Raw genomic sequence first — 18,849 nt, forward strand, 5'->3', positions numbered from 1 at the left:
CCTCCCGATAAGGCGGATAACCACGACGACAACGAGGATTCAGGGGACATGGCCGAGGAAATGATCGAAGGCGGCGCCAAGAACGCATGGCAGGAAGCCGTCATCGACAACCTGCCGCCGCTGGAGGCCCTGGCGGGCGTCGAGCGCGAGGTCATGGAATATGACGTCGTCATCGTCGGCGGCGGCCCCGCCGGCCTGTCCGCCGCCATCCGCCTGAAGCAGCGGGCGGAGAAGGACGGCAAGGAGATCTCCGTCGCCGTGCTGGAGAAGTCGGCCGAGATCGGCGGCCACGTCCTGTCGGGCGCGGTCATCGACCCCAAGGCGCTGAACGAGCTCTTCCCCGACTGGAAGGAACGCGGCGCCCCGCTCGAGACGCCGGTGACCAAGGACAAATTCCTGGTCCTGGGGCCGCAGGGGCAGGCCTCCTTGCCGATGTTCGCTCTGCCGCCCTTCATGCACAATGACGGCTGCTACATCGCCTCGCTGGGCAATGTCGCGCGCTGGCTGGCCGAACAGGCGGAAGGCTTGGGCGTCGAAGTTTATCCCGGCATGGCCGCCAGCCATGTGGTCTGGGAAGAAGAAACCGGCCGGGTGAAGGGCGTCGTCGCCGGCGTCTTCGGCATCGACCGCGAGGGCAAGCCGACCGGCGAGTTCCAGCCGGGCCTCGAACTGCACGGCAAATACGTCTTCATCGCCGAGGGCGTGCGCGGCTCGCTGGCTAAGACCATCATGGCTCGCCACAACCTGTGCGACGCCGCTGATCCCCAGAAGTTCGGCATCGGCCTGAAGGAGTTGTGGCAGATCCCGGCCGAGAAGCACCAGCCCGGCCTGGTCCAGCACACGACCGGCTGGCCGCTGGACGACAAGACGGGCGGCGGATCGTTCCTGTACCACTTCGGCGATCGCTATGTGTCCGTCGGCTTCGTCGTTCACCTGAACTACAAGAACCCCTTCCTGTCGCCGTTCGACGAGTTCCAGCAGTTCAAGCACCATCCGGCCATCGCCGAGCATCTGGAGGGCGGCACGCGCATCTCCTACGGCGCCCGCGCCATCACCGAGGGCGGCTTCCAGTCGGTGCCCAAGCTGGCCTTCCCCGGCGGCGCCCTGATCGGCTGTTCGGCGGGCTTCGTGAACGTGCCGCGCATCAAGGGCAGCCACAACGCCATGAAGACCGGCATGCTGGCCGCCGACGCCGCCTATGACGCCGTCATGGAAGGCCGCGAGGGCGACGTGCTGAGCGCCTATCAGGCGGCATACCTGCGCTCGTGGGTCTATAAGGAGCTGAAGGTCGTCCGCAACGCCAAGCCCCTGCTGTCCAAGCTGGGCACGATGATGGGCGGGGCGGTTGGCATGTTCGACCTGTGGGTCAACCATCTGACGGGCGGCTTCTCCTTCTTCGGCACCATGCGCCACGGCAAGACGGACGCAGCCTCGACCGAGCCCGCCTCGCAACACAAGCCGATCGCCTATCCCAAGCCGGACGGGAAGCTGTCGTTCGACAAGCTGTCGAGCGTCTTCATCTCCAACACCAACCACGCTGAGGACCAGCCCGCGCACTTGAAGCTGCTGGACCCGTCCGTGCCGATCAACGTCAACCTGCCGAAGTACGGCGAGCCTGCGCGGCTGTATTGCCCGGCGGGCGTGTATGAAGTCGTCTATGCGGACGAGGCGAACCGCGCCGATCCGCGCTTCGTCATCAACGCCCAGAACTGCGTCCACTGCAAAACCTGCGACATCAAGGACCCGTCGCAGAACATCGTCTGGACCACGCCCGAAGGCGGCGGCGGTCCGAACTATCCGAACATGTAAGCCGCCAACCCTCTCCCGGCGGGAGAGGGATTTGCGTTTTCAGACTCTTGCGGGCGAAAGGGAAAGCGTGAAGGGTCCGGCCATGCGTTTCGTCTCTTCTCGTCCTGTCCTGTTCCTGGCGGCTTCCGCCCTTACGCTGTCGCTGGCCGCGCCGTCCCTGGCGCAGCAGGCGCTCGAGCCTGCGCCGGAAACGCCGGCCGAAGCTCCGGCGGGGCAGGACGCCGAGCCGAACGGCGATCCCGTCCCGCACATCATCATCGCCGACGAGCCGGAAACGCCCGAAGAGCCGAAGGTCGCGCCCATCCCCGCCGTGTGGGCGCCGATCCCGCTCGACGCCCACAGGAACAGCGCCTTCGGCCTCTACCTGGCGGGCCGCAACGCCCTGACCAGCGGCGAGAGCGCGGTCGGGGCCGATTATCTCAGCCGCGTCTACGCCCTGACGCCGGAACAGCCGCGCGTGCGCGAACAGGCCTTCACCGCCGCCCTTCTGGCCGGTGATCTGGACGAGGCGGGGCGCATCGCCCCGACTGACCCCGAGGTGTCGCCGGTCATCGTCCAGGCCGGGCGCCTGGTTCAGGCGGTGCAGGCCTATGCTGGCGGCGACGCCCGGCGCGCCGACGCCCTGCTGAAGGACGCCCCGGTCGGCGAGCCGCATGACCGGGCGGGCTTCTACGTCCAGGGCTGGATCGCCGCCGCCGCCAAGGACTGGGATCGCGCTCTGGCCATGCCGCCCGCCGATTTTGATCCGGTCAGCGCCATGGTGGCCCGGGCCAACCGCGCCCGCCTGCTGGAGCAGCGCCGCTGCTATGACGAAGCCGACGCCGAATGGCGCGACCTGACCAGCCACGCCATCACCGGCGCCTTGTTCCGCCAACCGTACGGCGAGTTCCTGGAGCGGCGCGGTCGGCGCGACGACGCCCTGGTCCAGTATGACGCCGCCATCACCGCCGGAACGGCCGACCGGCGCGTGATCCAGGGGCGCGAGCGGGTGCTGGCCAAGGGCCGCCCGCCCGCCTTGCCCAGCTTCCGCCAGGGCGCCGCCCAGGCGCTGCGCACCGCTGCGGACCAGATGATCGCCCAGCGCGCCCATGAGTTCGGCGTCGTCTATCTGCGCCTGGCCCAGAACCTGGACCCCAACGACAACACCCAGCTTCTGATCGGCCAGACCCTGATCCAGGGCGGGATCGAACCGGCGGGCCGGGCGGCCCTGGCGGACGTCAGCGAGGCCTCGCCCGCCCTCTACGCCGCCGCTCGTATCCAGACGGCTATAAGCCTGGGCAAGGCGGGACGGGATGAAGAGGCCCTGGTCGAACTGCGCCGCGCCGCCGCCGCCCGCCCCGACGAGGCGGGCGTGGCCTATATGCTGGCCAGCCAGTTGATGCAGATGGAACGGCACGAAGCGGCGCTGGAGCTGCTGAACGGCCCGCTGCTGAATACGGCGGATCAGGGTTTCGAGGTCCATTTCTTGCGCGGCGCCGCTTATGAATCCCTGGACCGGGACACCGAGGCCGAGGCCGAGTTGTGGGCCGCCCTGCAGATGCAGCCCGACAATCCGACCCTGCTGAACTACCTCGGCTATCTGTGGGTCGACACCGGGACGCGGGTGCAGGAGGGCGCCGCCATGATCGCCCGCGCCCACGCCGCCGAGCCCAAGGACGGCAATATTCAGGATTCCCTCGGCTGGGCCCAGTACCGCCAAGGGCAGTATGAGGCGGCGGTGGTCAATCTGGAGGGCGCCGTCGACAAGGAGCCCGCCAACGCCGAGATCAACGACCACCTGGGCGACGCCTACTGGGCCGTGGGCCGCCAGCGCGAGGCGGGCTTCCAGTGGAACCGTGTCCTGACGCTGGAGGTCGACGACAAGCGCCGCGGCGAGGTCGAGGCCAAGCTGCGCGACCGCCTGGGCCAGGATCCGACCGGGGACAAGGGGCTGGGGTCTGCGGGCGGCGCGGCCGACTGACGCCGCCATGTCCGTTTCCGACGCTCTGAGCGGCCTGGCGCCGGCCAAGATCAACCTGCTGCTGCACGTCGGGCCGGTGCAGGCCGACGGCTATCATCCCCTGGTCAGCCTGGCCGTCTTCGCTGATGTCGGCGACCGGGTGGCGGTGCGCCGCGCCGAGGCCCTGTCCCTGACGGTCGAGGGGCCGTTCGCCGCCGGTCTGGACGGGCAGGGCGACAACCTGATCCTCAAGGCCCTGCGCGCCCTGGGCGCGGCGGCCGGGATCGGTGATCCGCCTGTGGCCGTGACCCTGGACAAGCGCCTGCCGATCGCCGCCGGGCTGGGCGGCGGTTCGGCGGACGCCGGCGCGGCGCTGCGGCTGACGGCGCACCTGCTGGGCCTCGACAGGGCTGAGGCGGAACTGGAGCGACTCGCCCTGGCCGCCGGGGCGGACGGCCCCATGTGCCTGCGCGCGCGTCCGGCCTGGGCGTCGGGCGTCGGCGAGGCGCTCGAGGACGAGCCGCGCCTGCCCACGCTGCACGGCGTGCTGCTGAACCCCGGCCTGCCGTCGCCGACGGGGGCGGTCTATCGCGCCTATGACGCCGCGCCCGCAGGGGACGCGGATCGGCCGCAATCGCCGGCTGACTGGAATGTCGCCTCCGTCATCGACTGGCTGTCGGCCCAGCGGAACGACCTGGAGGCGCCCGCCCTGGCCGTCACGCCGGGCATCGAAGAGGCGCTGGCCGCCATGCGCGCCGCGCCGGGCTGTCGGCTGACGCGGATGTCGGGATCGGGCGCGACGGTCTTCGGCCTGTTCGACGGCCGCGCGGCGGCGATCGAGGCGGCCTTCGCCCTGGATCGGCCGGGCTGGTGGTCGCGGCCGGTGGTGCTAGGCGCGCCGGATATCGAACCGCGTGCGGTTATTTAACCGGATTTACAGCCCCTGCGGCCAAGCTGGCGGTCATGACCCAGCTCACGCCCGAACAGACCGCCGCCTTTGAACGCGCCCTGTCGCGCCTGTCGCCCGCCGACCGCGCCCGCGTGAACGAGATCAAGGACGCCGCCGCCCGCGCCGCCGCCGAGGTCGCCCCGCACTGGGATTTCGAGCTGGCCGCCCGCACTGTGGACAGCCTTCTGGGGGAGGGCGCGAACGACGACCAGAGGCGCGGCCTGATCGCCGCCTGGGCGCTGGAGCTGCCCGGCCGCATCGCCGCCGAACGCCTGCCGCAGGCCGTGCTGGCGGGCTATCCGACCTATATCGACCGGCTCGCCGCCTATCTGGACAGCGGCGTCGACCCTTATGACCCTGACTTCTGGGCCAAGGACGTGCGCGTGTCCCTGGCGCTCAGCGTGCCGGGCAGCAACACCCAGATGCTGGACCTGTCCTCGCCTGTCGGGCCGGGGCTGGTGGTGCGGCACATGCTGGGCGGGCGCGGTCCCGGTCCGCTGATCGGCTGGGTCCAGGCGGGCGGCTGGCGACCTTGGCTGGAGACGCATACGGAGGCGCGCGACCTGTCGGACTTCAACGAGGCGGGCTGGGAGCGCAACTGGGCCGCCGCCGCCGCCCTGTTGAAGACGCGGCCCGAACTGGCGGGCGTCATCGGCTCCAGCTGGTTCTTCGATCCGCCGCTGGAGACCATCAGCCCGCGCCTGACCTATCTGCGCACCACGCCCGTGAACAACGGCGCCTTCATGATCCATCAGGGCGGCGGCGAAATCCACGATGAGCGCGCCTCCGCCTCATCGCCTACCCGCCGCGCCATGATCGAGGCGGGCGAATACAGCGCCTGCTCCTGGCTGCTGTGCTGGCCTCGCAAACCGCTGATTCGCTGGGCCGAGGCGAGAGGGCTGCTTCAACCCTAAGGCGAAGTGCGGCGGAGTGACGCGGTTGTGGCTCAATTTGGGCGAGGAGAAGGCCGATTGAGGCGGCGCCCAAACCCCTGTGAGTCATGAAGGGCGGGGGTTGGAGGGAAATTCTAATTTCGGGACACTCAAGCGTGACCATTTTGGCTGACAGGCGTTTTGGTGAATGATCTTCGTTCCATGATTGACAGTAGGCGGAGGTTTCCGTCTCAAATGGTGCGGAGAGGGGCGCGTGGAGCGGCGGTCAAGGGCTGTCGAGACGGAGGCGGCCCCTCTTCGAATAGCCATTGTCGCTCTTGTGGGGATCTATGATTAACGCGTTCAAGGCTGGCCTCTTGGTTGCAGCCGCTGGTTCCGCCCTGGTTTGGGCGAGTGATGTTTCCGCTCAGACGAATGTCACGTCGCCGCCGGGCGGGTTCTACATGGCGGACGGGTCGCGCACTGCGAACTACGACACGGCGCTGACGTCCTGGCGCGAAGACGCTCAATTTTCGGTCGACTACTCCAAGGCCTATCTGGGGCTGGAGCACGCCTACGCCCTGGGCCTGACGGGCAAGGGGCTGACGATCGGCGTCAATGACGCAGGCGTCTACATGGATCACCCGCTGTTCGGCGGGGAAGGCAAGATCAAGGGGCTGAACACGGTCGTTTCGAGCGACTACGGCAACGACGGCCGCATCAACCCGCGTCGCGGCTGGGAAGGCCACGGCACCCACGTCGCCGGCACCATCGGCGGCGCCCGCATCGACGGCGAGGCCATGTTCGGCAACGCCTTCGGCGCCAACATCTATTCGGCCACGACCAACTTCGCCGCCGGCGACTTCCTGTGGTTCCGCGACGTCTTCATCAACGGCGACATCGTCAGCACGGCCCAGACCAACATCGTCGACCTGGCCGTGACGGGCGAGGTGCGGATCATCAACAACAGTTGGGGTTCGAGGAATAGTATTCCTTATGATGCGCCGGCTGATGTCGTGAAGCTGTTGCTCGGCGAGGATCTCGGCGATTTCTTTAAGCCGGTTCTGGACAATGATGTCCTGGTCGTCTTCTCGGCCGGCAACGGCTACGGCGTTCATGCGGGCATTGATGCGCTGGCTCCCATGTCGGACCCGCGCCTTCGCTCCAACTGGCTGTCCGTGGCCAACTATACGGGTGATTTGACGCCGAGCGCCTCGACCAGCTTCTGCGGTCAGAGCGCCACCTGGTGCGTCGCCGGGCCGGGCCACCAGATCGTGTCGGCCGTGCCGGGATTCCAATACGACTATGAGGCTCTGCTCGCAGCCTATGCCTGGGACGACTATCTGCCGCTGTATACGGCGACGACGGTCGGAGAAGTGCAAAATGCGGTGATCTATGGCTTCGTGGGTGTTCTCAACGACTACCTGGACGCCAAGGAAGCCGCCGAACTCGCCGGTCAACCCTTCGACGAAGCGGCCGCCCGCCGTTATGTCGCTGAGCAGGCGGCCGCTTTCACGGTTATCTCAGGCGCGCTCTTTACCGATCCCGACGGTCTGACCGCCGATCTGGCGAGCTTGCTCACGTCAGCAGGCAATATGGCGGAGCTGACGCCGGAGTTCTCGTCCGAGGTGCTGACCTTGGCCAACAGCATCCTGGTGGAGAAGCTGGAGACGATCCTCAACTACACGGGGCCGGACTACGCCGCCTATACGGGCACGTCGATGGCGGCGCCGAACATCTCGGGCTTCGCCGCCTTGCTGATGGAGCATTTCGCCGAGTACGACACGGCCCTGATCGGCGACATCCTGGTGTCCAGCTCGCTGGATCTGGACACGCCGGGCGTGGACCTGAAGTCCGGCTGGGGCGCGCCGCAGATGGAGGTCGCGCTGAAGGGCCCGACGGCCCTGCGCGACGTGCGCGACGTCAATGTCCGCGTCGGCACGGTCGATGTGTGGAGCAACGACATCGGCGACGCGCGCGACCGCTACTCGGCCGAGGTGCTGGCCGAATACCCGGACGACATCGGCGGCATCGTCAAGAAGGGCGGCGGCGAGCTGATCCTGACCGGCGCCAACGACTACACCGGCGCGACCCGCGTCGAGGGCGGCCTGCTGACCGTCAACGGCAGCCTGATCAACTCGACCTCGACCGTGGCCGATCTGGGCATGCTGGGCGGCGTGGGCCGTCTGGCCGACGTGATCGTCGACAAGGGCGGCGTCCTGGCGCCGGGCGACAAGGCCAATCCGTTCGGCACGCTGACCATCGCCGACAATCTGGTGTTCAAGGACGGCTCCTATCTGTGGATCCGCTCCAGCGTGAACGGCGCCCAGCACTCGCGCGTCGCCGTGGAAGGCGCGACGACGCTGGAAGGCGGCAAGGTCATCCTGAAGGCCGACCAGGGCGAGTGGAACCTGCGCACGCGGATGAACATCCTGCAGTCCGAGGGCGGCGTCACCGGCGTCTTCGCGGGGGCGGAAAGCGATCTGGCCTTCCTGAAGCCGATCCTGACCTACAGCGACAAGGCCGTGCAGCTGACGCTGGCGCGCAATGATGTGACCATCGCCTCGGTCGGCGTGACGCCGAACCAGAAGTCGGTCGGCGCGGCGCTCGACGTCATGACCGGCGCGGTTCTGACTCCGTCGTCGCAGGCAGGTGCGGCGTCGACGCGCACAGCGGCGCCTTCAGCGGTCCGCAACACGGCGCTGGAAGACGCCATTCTGGACGGCAGCGTCGCCAATGTCCGCGGCGCTCTGAACAGCCTGACGGGCGAGGTTCACGCCACCCTGGCGGGCGTCGCCACGGGCGACTCGCGCTTCATCCGCGACGCCATGCTGACGCGCGGCCGCAACGGCGCGACGGAAGCGACCGACGGCCGCGGCGTCGCCGTCTGGGCCTCGGGCGTCTTCGGCAGCGGGCGTCAGGACAACGGCGAACTGGCCGGTTTCCGCAGCGAGGCCACCGGCTATCTGGCCGGTGTCGAGAAGACGCTGAACGGCCGCGCCCACATCGGCGTCGCCGTCGGTGAAAGCCAGTCGGAAATCCGCGCCAGCCGTCTGCTGTCGACGGGCGAGGTCAAGACCCAGCACATCGGCGTCTACGGCGCCGCCAGCCTGGGCAGCTTCGACTTCCGCCTGGGCGGCGCCTGGATGGACTCGCGCACCCGCACCGACCGTTCGGCCTCGCTGAACCGCTTCAACGAGCAACTGACCGGCCGCTACGACGGCGAAGCCTGGCAGGCCTACGGCGAAGTGTCGTGGCGCAAGCCGGTCATGGCCTCGACCGTGCTGGAGCCGTACCTGAACTACACCCGCGTCGAATATGACGCGGACGTGGTCGAGCGCGGCGGCGACGCGGCCCTGTCGGGCGACGTCTCCCAGACCTCGGACCTGCTGACGGCGGGTCTGCGCTCCGAGACGCATCTGGCGGGCGGCAACGGACGTCCGGCGCTGTCGGCGATCGGCCACCTGGCCTGGACCGAAGACCTGAGCGGCGACGGCCCTGTGTTCAACGCGGCCTTCGCGGACGGTCCGGTGTTCCGCGTCGAGGGCGCCGACCTGAACTCGGGCGCGCTGCAGGCGGGCCTGGGCTTCAACATCGAGGCGTCCAAGTCGACCAATATCGAGGTCGGCTACTCGGGCGTCTTCAACGACGACTACAAGGACCACCGCCTGACCGGCCGCGTCAGCTTCCGGTTCTGATAAGGCGGGCGTCGGGGCTTCGGCCCCGGCGATCCTGACGGACAGACGCCGTCGCCCTCAGCGGGCGGCGGCGTTTCTCTTTGGGCGGGATGAGCGGAACCTAGAGGCTGCCGCCCAATCGCTCCCACGCCTCGCCGACCGGCAGGATCTCCAGCCCCGCCGCCTTGGCCAGGCGGATCAGGCGGTCCAGATCCTCCGGCGTGCAGCCGTAGGGGGTGGGATCGCTCTCCACATCGTGGCCATAGGCGATCAGCCAGCCGGGCGCCTCGGCCGCGCGGGCGACCAGCGCCTCCAGGTCGTAGTGGGGCAGGCGGCGCGACTCCAGGCCGATGGCCTGCAGATTGGCCCGGTCGGCGCGCCCGGCGTTGACCCCGTCACGCACGCCGCGTCCCAGCAGGAAGCGCTCGTCGATCACCGCCTTGCCGCTCAAGGCCACGTCGCCGAAGGGCCAGGCGAAGGTGGTCATGACGTGGCCGTCCAGCCGCTCGGCCACCCATTCGGCGTTGCGCGCCAGCTGATCCGTCAGTTCGGCGGGGCTCAGGCGCAGGGCGCTGACGTGGTCGAAGGTGTGGCAGCCGACCTCATGGCCCGCCTCATGCGCGGCCTGCAGGTGTTCGACCTCGAACTGGGCCTTGCCGATGTTCTCGCCGCCGCACAGGCCGCCCGCGACGTAATAGGTCGCCTTGATCCCGTGCTCGGCCAGGATCGGCCCCGCCTCGGTCCAGGCGCTGGCCGGGAAGTCGTCGAAGCTGAGGCTGAGAATCCCGCGCGCAGGCGCGACTGTCACCGGCCTGACGCCCATATAGCGCGCCGCCCGGCGGCGCATCTGATCGATCCGTTGCTGCATCATGGGCGCCTTCTAGCGCAGATGCGCTTGCAGAAGGGTGAAGGATTGCACCGCCTCGCCTTGCTGGCGAAGCGTGGCGGCCCTATGGTCCGCGCCTCCCGAAATCGGACCGAAATGTCGACCGTGGCCGCTGCTGAACCTCTTTCGTTTCAGGATCTGATCCTGACCCTGCACCACTATTGGAGCGAGCAGGGCTGCGCCATTTTGCAGCCCTATGACATCGAGGTCGGCGCCGGCACCCTGCACCCCGCCACCGTGCTGCGGGCGCTGGGCAAGAAGCCGTGGAAGGCCGCCTACGTCCAGCCGTCGCGCCGCCCCGGCGACGGCCGCTATGGCGAGAACCCCAACCGGCTGCAGCACTATTACCAGTATCAGGTCATCCTGAAGCCGAACCCCGACAACCTGCAGGAACTGTATCTCAACTCCCTGCGCGCCATCGGCATCGACCCCAGCCTGCACGACATCCGCTTCGTCGAGGACGACTGGGAGAACCCCACCGTCGGCGCCTGGGGCCTGGGCTGGGAAGTCTGGTGCGACGGCATGGAGGTGACGCAGTTCACCTATTTCCAGGGCGTCGGTGGCATCGAAGTCGACGTGGTTTCGGGCGAGCTGACCTACGGGCTGGAGCGTCTGGCCATGTATGTTCAGGGCGTCGACAACGTCTATGACCTGAAGTTCAACAAGGAGGGCCTGACCTACGGCGAAGTCTTCCTCGAGAACGAGCGCCAGCAGTCGGAAGCCAACTTCCACGGCTATGATGTCGCCGCGCTGAAGCGCCGCTTCGAGGACATGGAGCGCGAGGCCGCGCACTTCCTGACCATGAAGGGGCCGCAGGGGCAGCCGCTGGTGCTGGCCGCCTATGACCAGGTGCTGAAGGCCTCGCACCTGTTCAACCTGATGGACGCCCGCGGCGCCATCGCCGTCGCCGAACGCCAGAGCTACATCGGCCGCATCCGCGACCTGTGCAAAGCCTGCGCCCTCGCTCAAGTCGAACACGAACGGGCGACGGCGTGACGATTGATGGTCGAGCGCAGGCTCCCTTCCCCCTTGATGGGGGAAGGGTCGGGGATGGGGGTGACGCCGCAAGCCGGCCGCGCGTCCACCATCTGACCGGCGCTGTCGGCCGCGCTCGACGTCTGCGGTGCGACATGACCTTCCCCGAACGTATTCTCTGGGATGAACTGCGCCGCCTGAAACTCAACATTCGCCGTCAGGCGCCGATCGGTCGCTACATCGCGGACTTCGCCCATCATGACAGCCGTCTGATCGTGGAAATCGACGGGCCGTTGCATGACGAACTCGAAGCCGCCGCCTATGACGCCGAACGCACCGCCTGGCTTGAAAGCCAAGGCTTTCGCGTGATCCGCTTTTCCACCAAACAGGTGACGGACGGCTTGCCGGACGTGGTCGATGCGATCCGTTCGGCCGTGCTGTCACCCCCATCCCAACCCTTCCCCCATCAAGGGGGAAGGGCTCTCTGGCGCGCCCGCGATCAATGGGTGCGGGACGAAAACTGATGCCCCAGCTTCTCCTCGAAATCTTCTCCGAAGAAATCCCCGCCCGTATGCAGCCCGGCGCTGCGCGCGATCTGGAGCGCATGGCGTCCGACCGTCTGAAGGCCGCAGGCCTGACCTGGGAGGCGCTGACCACCTACGCCGGGCCGCGCCGCCTGACGCTGGTGATCGACGGCCTGCCCGCCGCTACGCCCGACCGCAATGAAGAGCTGAAGGGCCCGAAGACCTCGGCCCCGGCGCAGGCGCTGGAAGGCTTCCTGCGCAAGACCGGCTTGACGCAGGATCAACTGGTCGAGCGCGACGGCGTCTGGTTCGCCGAAATCAGCAGCAAGGGCCGCGCGACCACCGAGGTCGTGGCCGAGAGCGTCGACGACATCATCCGCCACTTCCCCTGGCCCAAGTCGATGCGCTGGGGCACGGGAACCCAGCGCTGGGTGCGGCCGATCAAGCGCATCCTGGCCCTGTTCGACGGGGCGGTGATCCCGTTCGAGGTCGACGGCATCCCATCGGGCGACGTGACCGAGGGCCACCGCTTCATGGGCGCGGGCCAGCCGTTCGCGGTCAAGGACTTCGCCGACTATCGCCAGAAGCTGGAGCGCAACTTCGTCCTTCTGGACGCCGCCGACCGCAAGCTGCGCATCCTTGAGGGCGCCAAGGCCGTGTGCGCGGCCAAGGGGCTGGCCCTGGTCGATGACGACGGCCTGCTGGACGAGGTGTCGGGCCTGGCCGAATGGCCGACGCCGATCCTGGGCGACATGGACCCGCAGTTCCTGGCCCTGCCGCCGGAAGTGGTCCAGCTGTCGATGAAGGTGCACCAGAAGTATTTCGCCGTGCGCGAACCGGGCAAGGACGGCCTGGCCCCTCACTTCGTCGTCGTCGCCAATGTCGAGGCGACCGACGGGGGTCAGGCTCTGGCCGCCGGCAACGCCAAGGTGCTGTCGGCGCGTCTGAGCGACGCCGAGTTCTTCTGGACCGAGGACCAGAAGGTCGGCTTCGACGCCTGGAACGCCAAGCTGAAGGACGTCACCTTCCACGCCAAGCTGGGCACCCTGGCCGAGCGGGTGAACCGCATCGCGGCGCTGGCGCGCGAGATCGCCCCGCTGGTCGGCGCCGATCCGGCTCAGGCCGAACAGGCCGCGCGCCTGTCCAAGGCCGACCTGGCCTCGGGCATGGTGGGCGAGTTCCCGGAACTGCAGGGGATCATGGGCGGCTACTACGCCCGTCTGGCCGGTCAGCCCGACGCCGTGGCCGACGCCATCCGCGACCACTACAAGCCGCAGGGACCGGGCGACACCGTCCCGACCGCCCCGGTCACGGTCGCCGTCGCCATGGCCGAAAAGCTGGACACCCTGGTCGGCTTCTTCGCCATCGATGAAAAGCCCACGGGCTCGAAAGACCCCTATGCGCTTCGCCGCGCCGCGCTGGGCGTGATCCGACTGGTGCTGGAGAATGGGGTGCGGATGCCGTTGCAAGGCATGACGTTCGTCGCTGGCGAATATCTGTCAGGCATGCGCAACCTTGAGAAACTGCCGAACTACGACCGCGCCTCTGTGGTTCGTCAGGCGGTTCTGCACAAGGAAGAGATCGAAGCGGATCGCATCCGTATCGCAGCCATGCTTGACGGAACTGATGATGCCGATTGGGGACATGGGGCGCTGGGTTATCAGGCTGGCCTCACGCAACTTGGGTGGGACGTTCTCGCCTTCTTCGCCGACCGCCTGACTGTCCTGCTGCGCGACAAGGGCCAGCGTCACGATCTCGTGGCGGCCGTCTTTGCGCTGGGCGACGACGATCTGGTGCGGATCGTGCGTCGGGTGGAGGCGCTGACCGCCTTCCTGGCCACGGACGACGGGGCGAACCTGCTGGCGGGCTACAAGCGCGCCGCCCAGTTGCTCAAGGCCGAGGAGAAGAAGGGGCCGCTGCCCGAGGGCGCCGTCGCCACCGGCCTGCCGAACCAGCCGGCGGAAGAGACCGCCCTGGCCTTCGCCGCCGCCGCCGCCGCCTCGGCCGTGGACGCGGCGCTGGAGGCCGAGGATTTCGCCGCCGCCATGACGGCGCTGGCCGCCCTGCGCGGCCCGGTGGACGCCTTCTTCACCGCCGTCATGGTCAACTCCGACGTGGCCGAAGAGCGCGAAAACCGCCTGAAACTGCTGGTTCAGGTGCGCGGCGTGATGAACCGGGTGGCTGACTTCGGCCAGATCGCGGGCTGATCCATCGTCCTTCTCCCCTTGTGGGAGAAGGTGGCTCGCGAAGCGAGACGGATGAGGGGTTGCGGGACATTCTTCTCGCCCTTCATTCGCCGTCGCAAGACCCCTCATCCGGCCCTGACAGGCCACCTTCTCCGACAAGGGGAGAAGGGAGGTTTAGGCCGTGAACGGTCCCAGCATCTCGGCGGGAATGCGGGCGGGGCGCAGGGTCTTGGCGTCGACCAGGCACCATTCGGACAGGCCTTGCGCGCACAGGCGGCCCTCGGCGTCCTCGATGCGGACATAGCGGTTGAAGCGCGGTCCCTGCGGATCGCCGACCCAGGTGCGGGCGACGACGCCGGTCGCGTCGGGGGCGATGGCGCGCAGATAGTCGATCTCGTGCCTCAGGGCGATCCACGACCAGCGGGCGCGCGTCTCGTCGTCGAAGCGCGCGTTCCAGTGAGCCGTGCCCACGTCCTGCAGCCAGCCGACGTAGACGACGTTGTTGACGTGATTGTTCTCGTCGATGTGTTCCGGCCGCACGTCCAGCGGGACGACGAAGACCTCGCGGTCCTCACGCGGTTGCAGCTGCGGCCGGGCCATCGGCGCTTAGGCTTCGCCGAGGGCGACGCCCTTTTCAGACATCAGGGCGGCCAGTTCGCCCGACTGGAACATCTCGCGCACGATGTCCGAACCGCCGACGAATTCGCCCTTCACATAGAGCTGGGGGATGGTCGGCCAGTCGGTGAAGGCCTTGATGCCTTCGCGCAGGGCTTCGTCTTGCAGCACGTCGACGCCGACGAAGGGGGCGCCCACGTGGTCCAGGATCTGGACCGTGACCGAGGAGAAGCCGCAGCGCGGCGAATCCGGCGTGCCCTTCATGAAGAGCACCACGTCATGCTCGGCCACCGTCTGGGCGATGAAGGCGTGGACGGGATCGGCGGCGGTTTGTTCGGTCACTGTGTCGGAACCCTTCTGCGAAGCCCGTGAGCTAGGCGCCCAATGGGGCCGGGTCAAGGCCGGGCGGCGTCTCGGCCGCGTTCGATCAGACGGTTTGTGGGCGCGGCGTCAGCCGTTCGGCGCGTTCGGCCAGGCCAGCGGCGCCGTGCTCGCGCGCGGTCTGGGCCGCCTCGGCCAGCATCAGGCCGACGGCGCGGGGCGTTTCGCCGGTCCAGCGGGCGCGGGCCAGGGCGATGCGCGCCAGGCCGATCTGCTCGGCCGCCCAGTCCAGCGGCGTGGCCGAGACCGAAGGCCGCACCAGGCGCCGCCGCAGGGCGCCTTCGATCTCCAGCAGGGCGGTCAGGTCGCCGGCGGCGCCCGCGCGCGCGGCCTCCTGGGCCACGCGCTGCTCATGGGCCAGGGCGCCCAGGATCAGGCCCCCGCCCTCGGTCAGGGCCTCGGCCTGGATCAGCACCAGCGGCGGCAGGGTCTCGCGTTCGGCCCGCATCACCTGGATGGCGGCCCAGTCCAGCGGGCTGTGGTCGGGGGTGAACAGCTGGGCGGCGGCGTCGAACAGGGCCTGGGCCTGATCGCGGGCGGCGGCGTCCTCGGCCACGGCGGCCAGGGCGGCCATGCCCGCGCCGCACAGGGCCAGGGCGCGGGCGCGGCTCAGCGGGCGCTGTTCCGGCGAGGCGGCCTCGACCAGGGCGCGCAGGTCGCGGCCCGCCTGATCCAGCAGGCGCGGGTCGCGGGCGATCAGCCCGGCCTCCAGCGCCACGACGGCGCGATCCATGCGCAGCTCGTCCTCGGCCGCGCGCCCGGTCTTCATTCGCGCCAGGGCGGCGTCCAGCAGGGCCGTCGCCTCGGTCAGGTCGGGCAGGCGGCCGGACAACAGGGCCTGACGTGCGCGCAGGCGGGCGTGCAGGCCGGCCATGGCGGCGGCGGTGTCGGCGCGCCGCGCGGCGGGCAGGTCGCCCAACAGGCCCAGCGCCGCCGTCAGGCGTTCAGGGCCGCCGCGCAGATCGAACGCCAGCATCCCGGTTTGAGCCAGGTCCAGAGCGGCGCGCACGGCCTGATCGTCGTTGGCGGCGATCTTGACGGCGTCGCGTCCGGCGGTCTCGGCGCGGTCGATGCTGGCGGCGGCGCCGCAGCGGCGGGCGTGCTCGCGCCACAGGGCGGCTGCGCGCAGGGCGGCTTCGAAGGGGCGGGCGCAGGAGACGCGGCCCGCATCCGTGGCCTGCTGACGGGCCTCGACCTCCACAAGCCCTGCGCCGATCAGCTCCAGCCAGCCGAGATCGTCGCTGTCGCGCGCCTTCTCGAACAGCCGTCTCAGATCTCTGCCGAATTCGAACATGGCGCTCCGTCGTCCCGCTTCGGGATCACGAGGGTGATCCGGGGGGCGTCCAAGCAAACGCAGCGCCGTTCGAAGGGTTCGGCTTAACCATATGATGAGAAAAACGGGGGGAGGCCGATTTTTCGTCTCTAGCCCAGGCGAGGCGCGGCCTTGCGGCAGCGCTGCAGGGCGGTGCGCGCCTCGGCGTCGCCTGCCGACAGGCGGCGCACGGACTGAAGTCGGGCGCGGGTCTGGTCGTTCTCGGCCGCCGTCGGGTTGCGCCCGGCGGTCGTCGCCGCCTGCATGGCCGCCAGCGACCAATAGAGGGCGGCGTCGTAGAGTTCGCGGCCGTAACGGCTTTCGCCGCCTTCCAGCTCGGACGCGGCCTGGGTCAGTCCAGCGCACCGCACCGCCTCGTCATAGGAGACGAGCCGAGGGGCCGGAGCCGGGGGCTGGGCCTGAGCCTGACCTTGAACCAGCGCCAGAACGGCGGTGAAGGCGACGAGCAGCATCTGAACTCCACAGGGGCCGCGAACGGCGACGGCCCGGATCATGACGGCGCGGCGCGGCCGATTTGCGTCCTCTTAGAGAACCACGTCCCCGCGACGGATGAAAGCCGTGTTCAGCAAAGCTTCAGGTTGAATCCGGGGGCGCGGGCATGGCGCGGCCCTGGTCGGTGAGCCAGCGCAGGAGCAGGCGACGATCTTGCGACATCTCGCCTGCGCCGGGGATGGCCGCTACGGCTCCGTCGTCGCGGGCGAAGCCGAAGGGCGCCAGCAGCCGTCCGTCCGTCACGGCCTCGGCCGTCAACGCCCAGGGCAGCACCGCCGCGCCCCAGCCCGCCAGGGCGCCGTCCAGGGCGAAATGCAGATGGGCGACCGGCCGCTCGGGCGCGGGGGGCAGCCGCCGTCCGCTCAGACCGGCCCAATCCTTCCAGGCCGTGGCGTGGGTGCGCGGCGTCAGGCGCGGCGCGGTCAAGACCGCCGTCCGCGCGTCGTCCTGGGCCAGGGCGGGAGCGATCACCGGCCCGACCGCATTGGGAATGACGGCGATCGCGCCCAGAGCCTCGATCCGAGGCGTGTCGAGCAACCGCAGCAGCATGTCGGCGCCGCGTCGGCTGACGGCGTGCGGGGCCAGTTCGACCAGGTGGACCCGCACCTGGGGATGCAGGCGGTTGAAGTCGGCCAGACGCGGGATCAGCCATTTGACCGCCAGGCTGGCGTTGACGGCGACATGCAGGTCGCGCCCGGTCCCGCGCGCCTCGGCCACGGCGGCGGCGATCTGGTCGAAGGCGGCGGTCAGGCCGGGCAGCAGGCTGCGACCCGCCTCGGTCAGGGTCAGGGCGTGGCGAGGCCCTTCGAACAGGCGCAGACCCAGCTGCGCCTCCAGCGCCTTGACCTGTCGGCTGACGGCGCTGTGGGTCACGTTCAGCTCGGCCGCCGCGCGGGTGGCGCCGCCCGTGCGCGCCATGGCCTCGAAGGCGCGCAGGGCGTTCAGCGAGGGCATGGCGCCGGAAGCTGTGAGGTTTTCGAACATGAGGTGTTCGATAGGTCGCTTTCGTCGTGCGGGCAAATCCGCTGACAGAGCGCGTCATGTCGCACGCCGCCGTTTCCCGTCTGATCGTCCCCGTGTTGGGGCTGGGGATGATCGTCTCCTTCGCCTCCAGCTATTATCTGATGGGGGTGCTGGCCGAGCCGCTGGCGGCGGGCGTTGGGACAAGTCCGAGCGTGGTGTTCACGGCCCTGTCGGGGGCCTTCCTGGTCTCGGCGGCGCTCAGTCCGTTCGGCGGGCGCTGGATCGACCGGCGCGGCGGACGCGAGGTGCTGTCGGCGGCGGCCGTGACCTTCGCCCTGGCCCTGACCCTGCTGGGGCTGGCGCGCGAGCCGGTCCTCATGGTCGCAGGCGTGCTGATGCTGGGCGCGGGCATGGGCGTGGGGCTGTACGGCCCGGCCTACGCCGTGCTGGTGGTCCTGCACGGCGAGGCGGCGAAGAAGCCGATCGCCGCCGTTTCCCTGTTGGGCGCCTTCGGCGGCGCGCTGGGTTGGCCGCTGACGTTGGCGATGATCGAGGCGCTGGGCTGGCGCGGCGCCTGCTTCGTCTGGGCGGGCGCGCATCTGCTGCTGTGCCTTCCGCTGTATGCGGCGGCGCTGCCGGATGGGCCGGGCGGCGGTCATCGGCCGGCGTCCGACCCCGTGCGCTGGAACGGGACCATGATCCGGCTGGCGATCCTGTTCGCCGGGGCCTGGTGGGTGGCGACGGCCATGAGCGCCCACCTGCCGCGTCTGTTGACCCGGCTGGGCCTGACGCCTGCCGAGGCCGCCCTCGCGGCGGGACTCATGGCGAGCGCCGCCATCGTCGTACGCCTGATCATCCTGGCGGCGCCGGGGAAGGGCTCGCCCGTCGCGGCGGCGCGGGCGGCGACCCTGCTGCATCCGCTCGGCGCCCTGGTCGTCTTCGTCGGCGGCAAGGGCGCGGCAGGCGCCGTCGCCCTGGGGCAGGGGGCGGGCAACGGCCTACTGGCGGTGGCCTCGGGCGTCCTGCCGCTGCATCTGTTCGGGCGCGAGAGTTATGGCGCGCGCCAGGCCCTGATGCTGACGCCCGCCCGTTTCGTTCAGGCGGCGGCGCCGGCGCTGTACGGCGTGGTGCTGGATCATTCGGCGGGTCTGGCTCTGCTGGTCTCAAGCGGCGTCTGCCTGGTCATGTTCGCCATGACCTTCGGCCTCAGACAAAGGCCGGGCCTTTAAATCCCCCGCCGATCGGGCA

15 protein-coding genes are annotated in these 18,849 nt (G+C 69.3%); 9 read left to right on the plus strand and 6 right to left on the minus strand.

Translation table 11 applies throughout. From position 1 onward, the window contains the following. Positions 1-153: 153 nt before the first annotated feature. The 5 genes from B3D50_RS05180 (at position 154) to B3D50_RS05200 (ending at position 9,267) form a co-directional block, all read left to right on the plus strand. The gene (locus tag B3D50_RS05180) at positions 154-1,809 is read left to right on the plus strand and encodes an electron transfer flavoprotein-ubiquinone oxidoreductase (protein WP_286950007.1); all 1,656 of its coding nucleotides are present in this window, start codon (positions 154-156) and stop codon (positions 1,807-1,809) included. Positions 1,810-1,891: 82 nt separating this feature from the next. Beyond that, positions 1,892-3,769, plus strand: a complete 1,878-nt coding sequence (locus B3D50_RS05185; protein ID WP_286949881.1) for a tetratricopeptide repeat protein — start codon at positions 1,892-1,894, stop codon at positions 3,767-3,769. A gap of 7 nt (positions 3,770-3,776) precedes the next feature. Continuing rightward, on the plus strand, positions 3,777-4,676 hold the full coding sequence (locus B3D50_RS05190) for a 4-(cytidine 5'-diphospho)-2-C-methyl-D-erythritol kinase (RefSeq protein ID WP_286949884.1): 900 nt from the start codon (positions 3,777-3,779) through the stop codon (positions 4,674-4,676). Between the two features lie 35 nt (positions 4,677-4,711). Continuing rightward, on the plus strand, positions 4,712-5,611 hold the full coding sequence (locus B3D50_RS05195) for a hypothetical protein (protein ID WP_286949886.1): 900 nt from the start codon (positions 4,712-4,714) through the stop codon (positions 5,609-5,611). 422 nt (positions 5,612-6,033) lie between these two features. Further along, the gene (locus B3D50_RS05200) at positions 6,034-9,267 is read left to right on the plus strand and encodes an autotransporter domain-containing protein (RefSeq protein WP_286949888.1); all 3,234 of its coding nucleotides are present in this window, start codon (positions 6,034-6,036) and stop codon (positions 9,265-9,267) included. 100 nt (positions 9,268-9,367) lie between these two features. Here the strand turns inward: B3D50_RS05200 and B3D50_RS05205 are convergent, their stop codons facing one another. After that, complete coding sequence (locus B3D50_RS05205) at positions 9,368-10,117, minus strand: polysaccharide deacetylase family protein (protein WP_286949891.1); 750 nt, start codon at positions 10,115-10,117, stop codon at positions 9,368-9,370. 111 nt (positions 10,118-10,228) lie between these two features. Between B3D50_RS05205 and B3D50_RS05210 the strand changes: the two genes are divergently transcribed. The 3 genes from B3D50_RS05210 to glyS are packed head-to-tail and all read left to right on the plus strand — an operon-like array spanning position 10,229 to position 13,838. After that, entirely contained in the window at positions 10,229-11,128 is a 900-nt protein-coding gene (locus tag B3D50_RS05210) for a glycine--tRNA ligase subunit alpha (RefSeq protein WP_003165881.1), read from the plus strand. Further along, on the plus strand, positions 11,125-11,631 hold the full coding sequence (locus B3D50_RS05215) for an endonuclease domain-containing protein (protein WP_286949896.1): 507 nt from the start codon (positions 11,125-11,127) through the stop codon (positions 11,629-11,631). Before B3D50_RS05210 ends, B3D50_RS05215 begins: the two co-directional genes overlap by 4 nt. Then, complete coding sequence (gene glyS, locus B3D50_RS05220; protein WP_286949897.1) at positions 11,631-13,838, plus strand: glycine--tRNA ligase subunit beta; 2,208 nt, start codon at positions 11,631-11,633, stop codon at positions 13,836-13,838. Before B3D50_RS05215 ends, glyS begins: the two co-directional genes overlap by 1 nt. A 153-nt stretch (positions 13,839-13,991) precedes the next feature. On the opposite strand, the gene B3D50_RS05225 is transcribed toward glyS, so the two are convergent. The 5 genes from B3D50_RS05225 to B3D50_RS05245 all read right to left on the minus strand — a co-directional run bounded on the left by B3D50_RS05225 (position 13,992) and on the right by B3D50_RS05245 (position 17,622). Next, complete coding sequence (locus B3D50_RS05225) at positions 13,992-14,417, minus strand: acyl-CoA thioesterase (protein WP_088410192.1); 426 nt, start codon at positions 14,415-14,417, stop codon at positions 13,992-13,994. A 6-nt stretch (positions 14,418-14,423) separates the two neighbouring features. Then, positions 14,424-14,774 carry a Grx4 family monothiol glutaredoxin gene (gene grxD, locus B3D50_RS05230; RefSeq protein ID WP_003165880.1) on the minus strand — a complete coding sequence of 117 codons (351 nt, stop codon included), beginning with the start codon at positions 14,772-14,774 and terminating at the stop codon, positions 14,424-14,426. 85 nt (positions 14,775-14,859) lie between these two features. After that, positions 14,860-16,107 carry a hypothetical protein gene (locus B3D50_RS05235; RefSeq protein WP_286949901.1) on the minus strand — a complete coding sequence of 416 codons (1,248 nt, stop codon included), beginning with the start codon at positions 16,105-16,107 and terminating at the stop codon, positions 14,860-14,862. Between the two features lie 128 nt (positions 16,108-16,235). Further along, positions 16,236-16,598: a hypothetical protein gene (locus B3D50_RS05240; protein WP_269299146.1), complete on the minus strand. Its 363-nt coding sequence runs from the start codon at positions 16,596-16,598 to the stop codon at positions 16,236-16,238. Positions 16,599-16,719: 121 nt separating this feature from the next. Next, on the minus strand, positions 16,720-17,622 hold the full coding sequence (locus B3D50_RS05245; protein WP_286949904.1) for a LysR family transcriptional regulator: 903 nt from the start codon (positions 17,620-17,622) through the stop codon (positions 16,720-16,722). 56 nt (positions 17,623-17,678) lie between these two features. Here B3D50_RS05245 and B3D50_RS05250 point away from each other — a divergent pair, with 56 nt between their 5' ends. Then, positions 17,679-18,830: an MFS transporter gene (locus B3D50_RS05250; RefSeq protein WP_286949905.1), complete on the plus strand. Its 1,152-nt coding sequence runs from the start codon at positions 17,679-17,681 to the stop codon at positions 18,828-18,830. The last annotated feature ends 19 nt before the right edge of the window (positions 18,831-18,849 follow it).

This window comes from Brevundimonas sp. UBA7507 (genome assembly GCF_002478355.1).
In the GTDB taxonomy this organism is placed as follows: domain Bacteria; phylum Pseudomonadota; class Alphaproteobacteria; order Caulobacterales; family Caulobacteraceae; genus Brevundimonas; species Brevundimonas diminuta_D.

Bases quoted from the DNA above. Each gene is read 5' to 3' on its own strand.
- B3D50_RS05190 (WP_286949884.1), top strand. From the start codon at position 3,777: ATGTCCGTTTCCGACGCTCTGAGCGGCCTGGCGCCGGCCAAGATCAAC.
- B3D50_RS05240 (WP_269299146.1), bottom strand. From the start codon at position 16,598: ATGCTGCTCGTCGCCTTCACCGCCGTTCTGGCGCTGGTTCAAGGTCAG.
- B3D50_RS05195 (WP_286949886.1), top strand. From the start codon at position 4,712: ATGACCCAGCTCACGCCCGAACAGACCGCCGCCTTTGAACGCGCCCTG.
- B3D50_RS05235 (WP_286949901.1), bottom strand. From the start codon at position 16,107: ATGTTCGAATTCGGCAGAGATCTGAGACGGCTGTTCGAGAAGGCGCGC.
- glyS (WP_286949897.1), top strand. From the start codon at position 11,631: ATGCCCCAGCTTCTCCTCGAAATCTTCTCCGAAGAAATCCCCGCCCGT.
- B3D50_RS05185 (WP_286949881.1), top strand. From the start codon at position 1,892: ATGCGTTTCGTCTCTTCTCGTCCTGTCCTGTTCCTGGCGGCTTCCGCC.
- B3D50_RS05210 (WP_003165881.1), top strand. From the start codon at position 10,229: ATGTCGACCGTGGCCGCTGCTGAACCTCTTTCGTTTCAGGATCTGATC.
- B3D50_RS05205 (WP_286949891.1), bottom strand. From the start codon at position 10,117: ATGATGCAGCAACGGATCGATCAGATGCGCCGCCGGGCGGCGCGCTAT.
- B3D50_RS05225 (WP_088410192.1), bottom strand. From the start codon at position 14,417: ATGGCCCGGCCGCAGCTGCAACCGCGTGAGGACCGCGAGGTCTTCGTC.
- B3D50_RS05250 (WP_286949905.1), top strand. From the start codon at position 17,679: ATGTCGCACGCCGCCGTTTCCCGTCTGATCGTCCCCGTGTTGGGGCTG.
- B3D50_RS05180 (WP_286950007.1), top strand. From the start codon at position 154: ATGGAATATGACGTCGTCATCGTCGGCGGCGGCCCCGCCGGCCTGTCC.
- B3D50_RS05245 (WP_286949904.1), bottom strand. From the start codon at position 17,622: ATGTTCGAAAACCTCACAGCTTCCGGCGCCATGCCCTCGCTGAACGCC.
- B3D50_RS05200 (WP_286949888.1), top strand. From the start codon at position 6,034: ATGGCGGACGGGTCGCGCACTGCGAACTACGACACGGCGCTGACGTCC.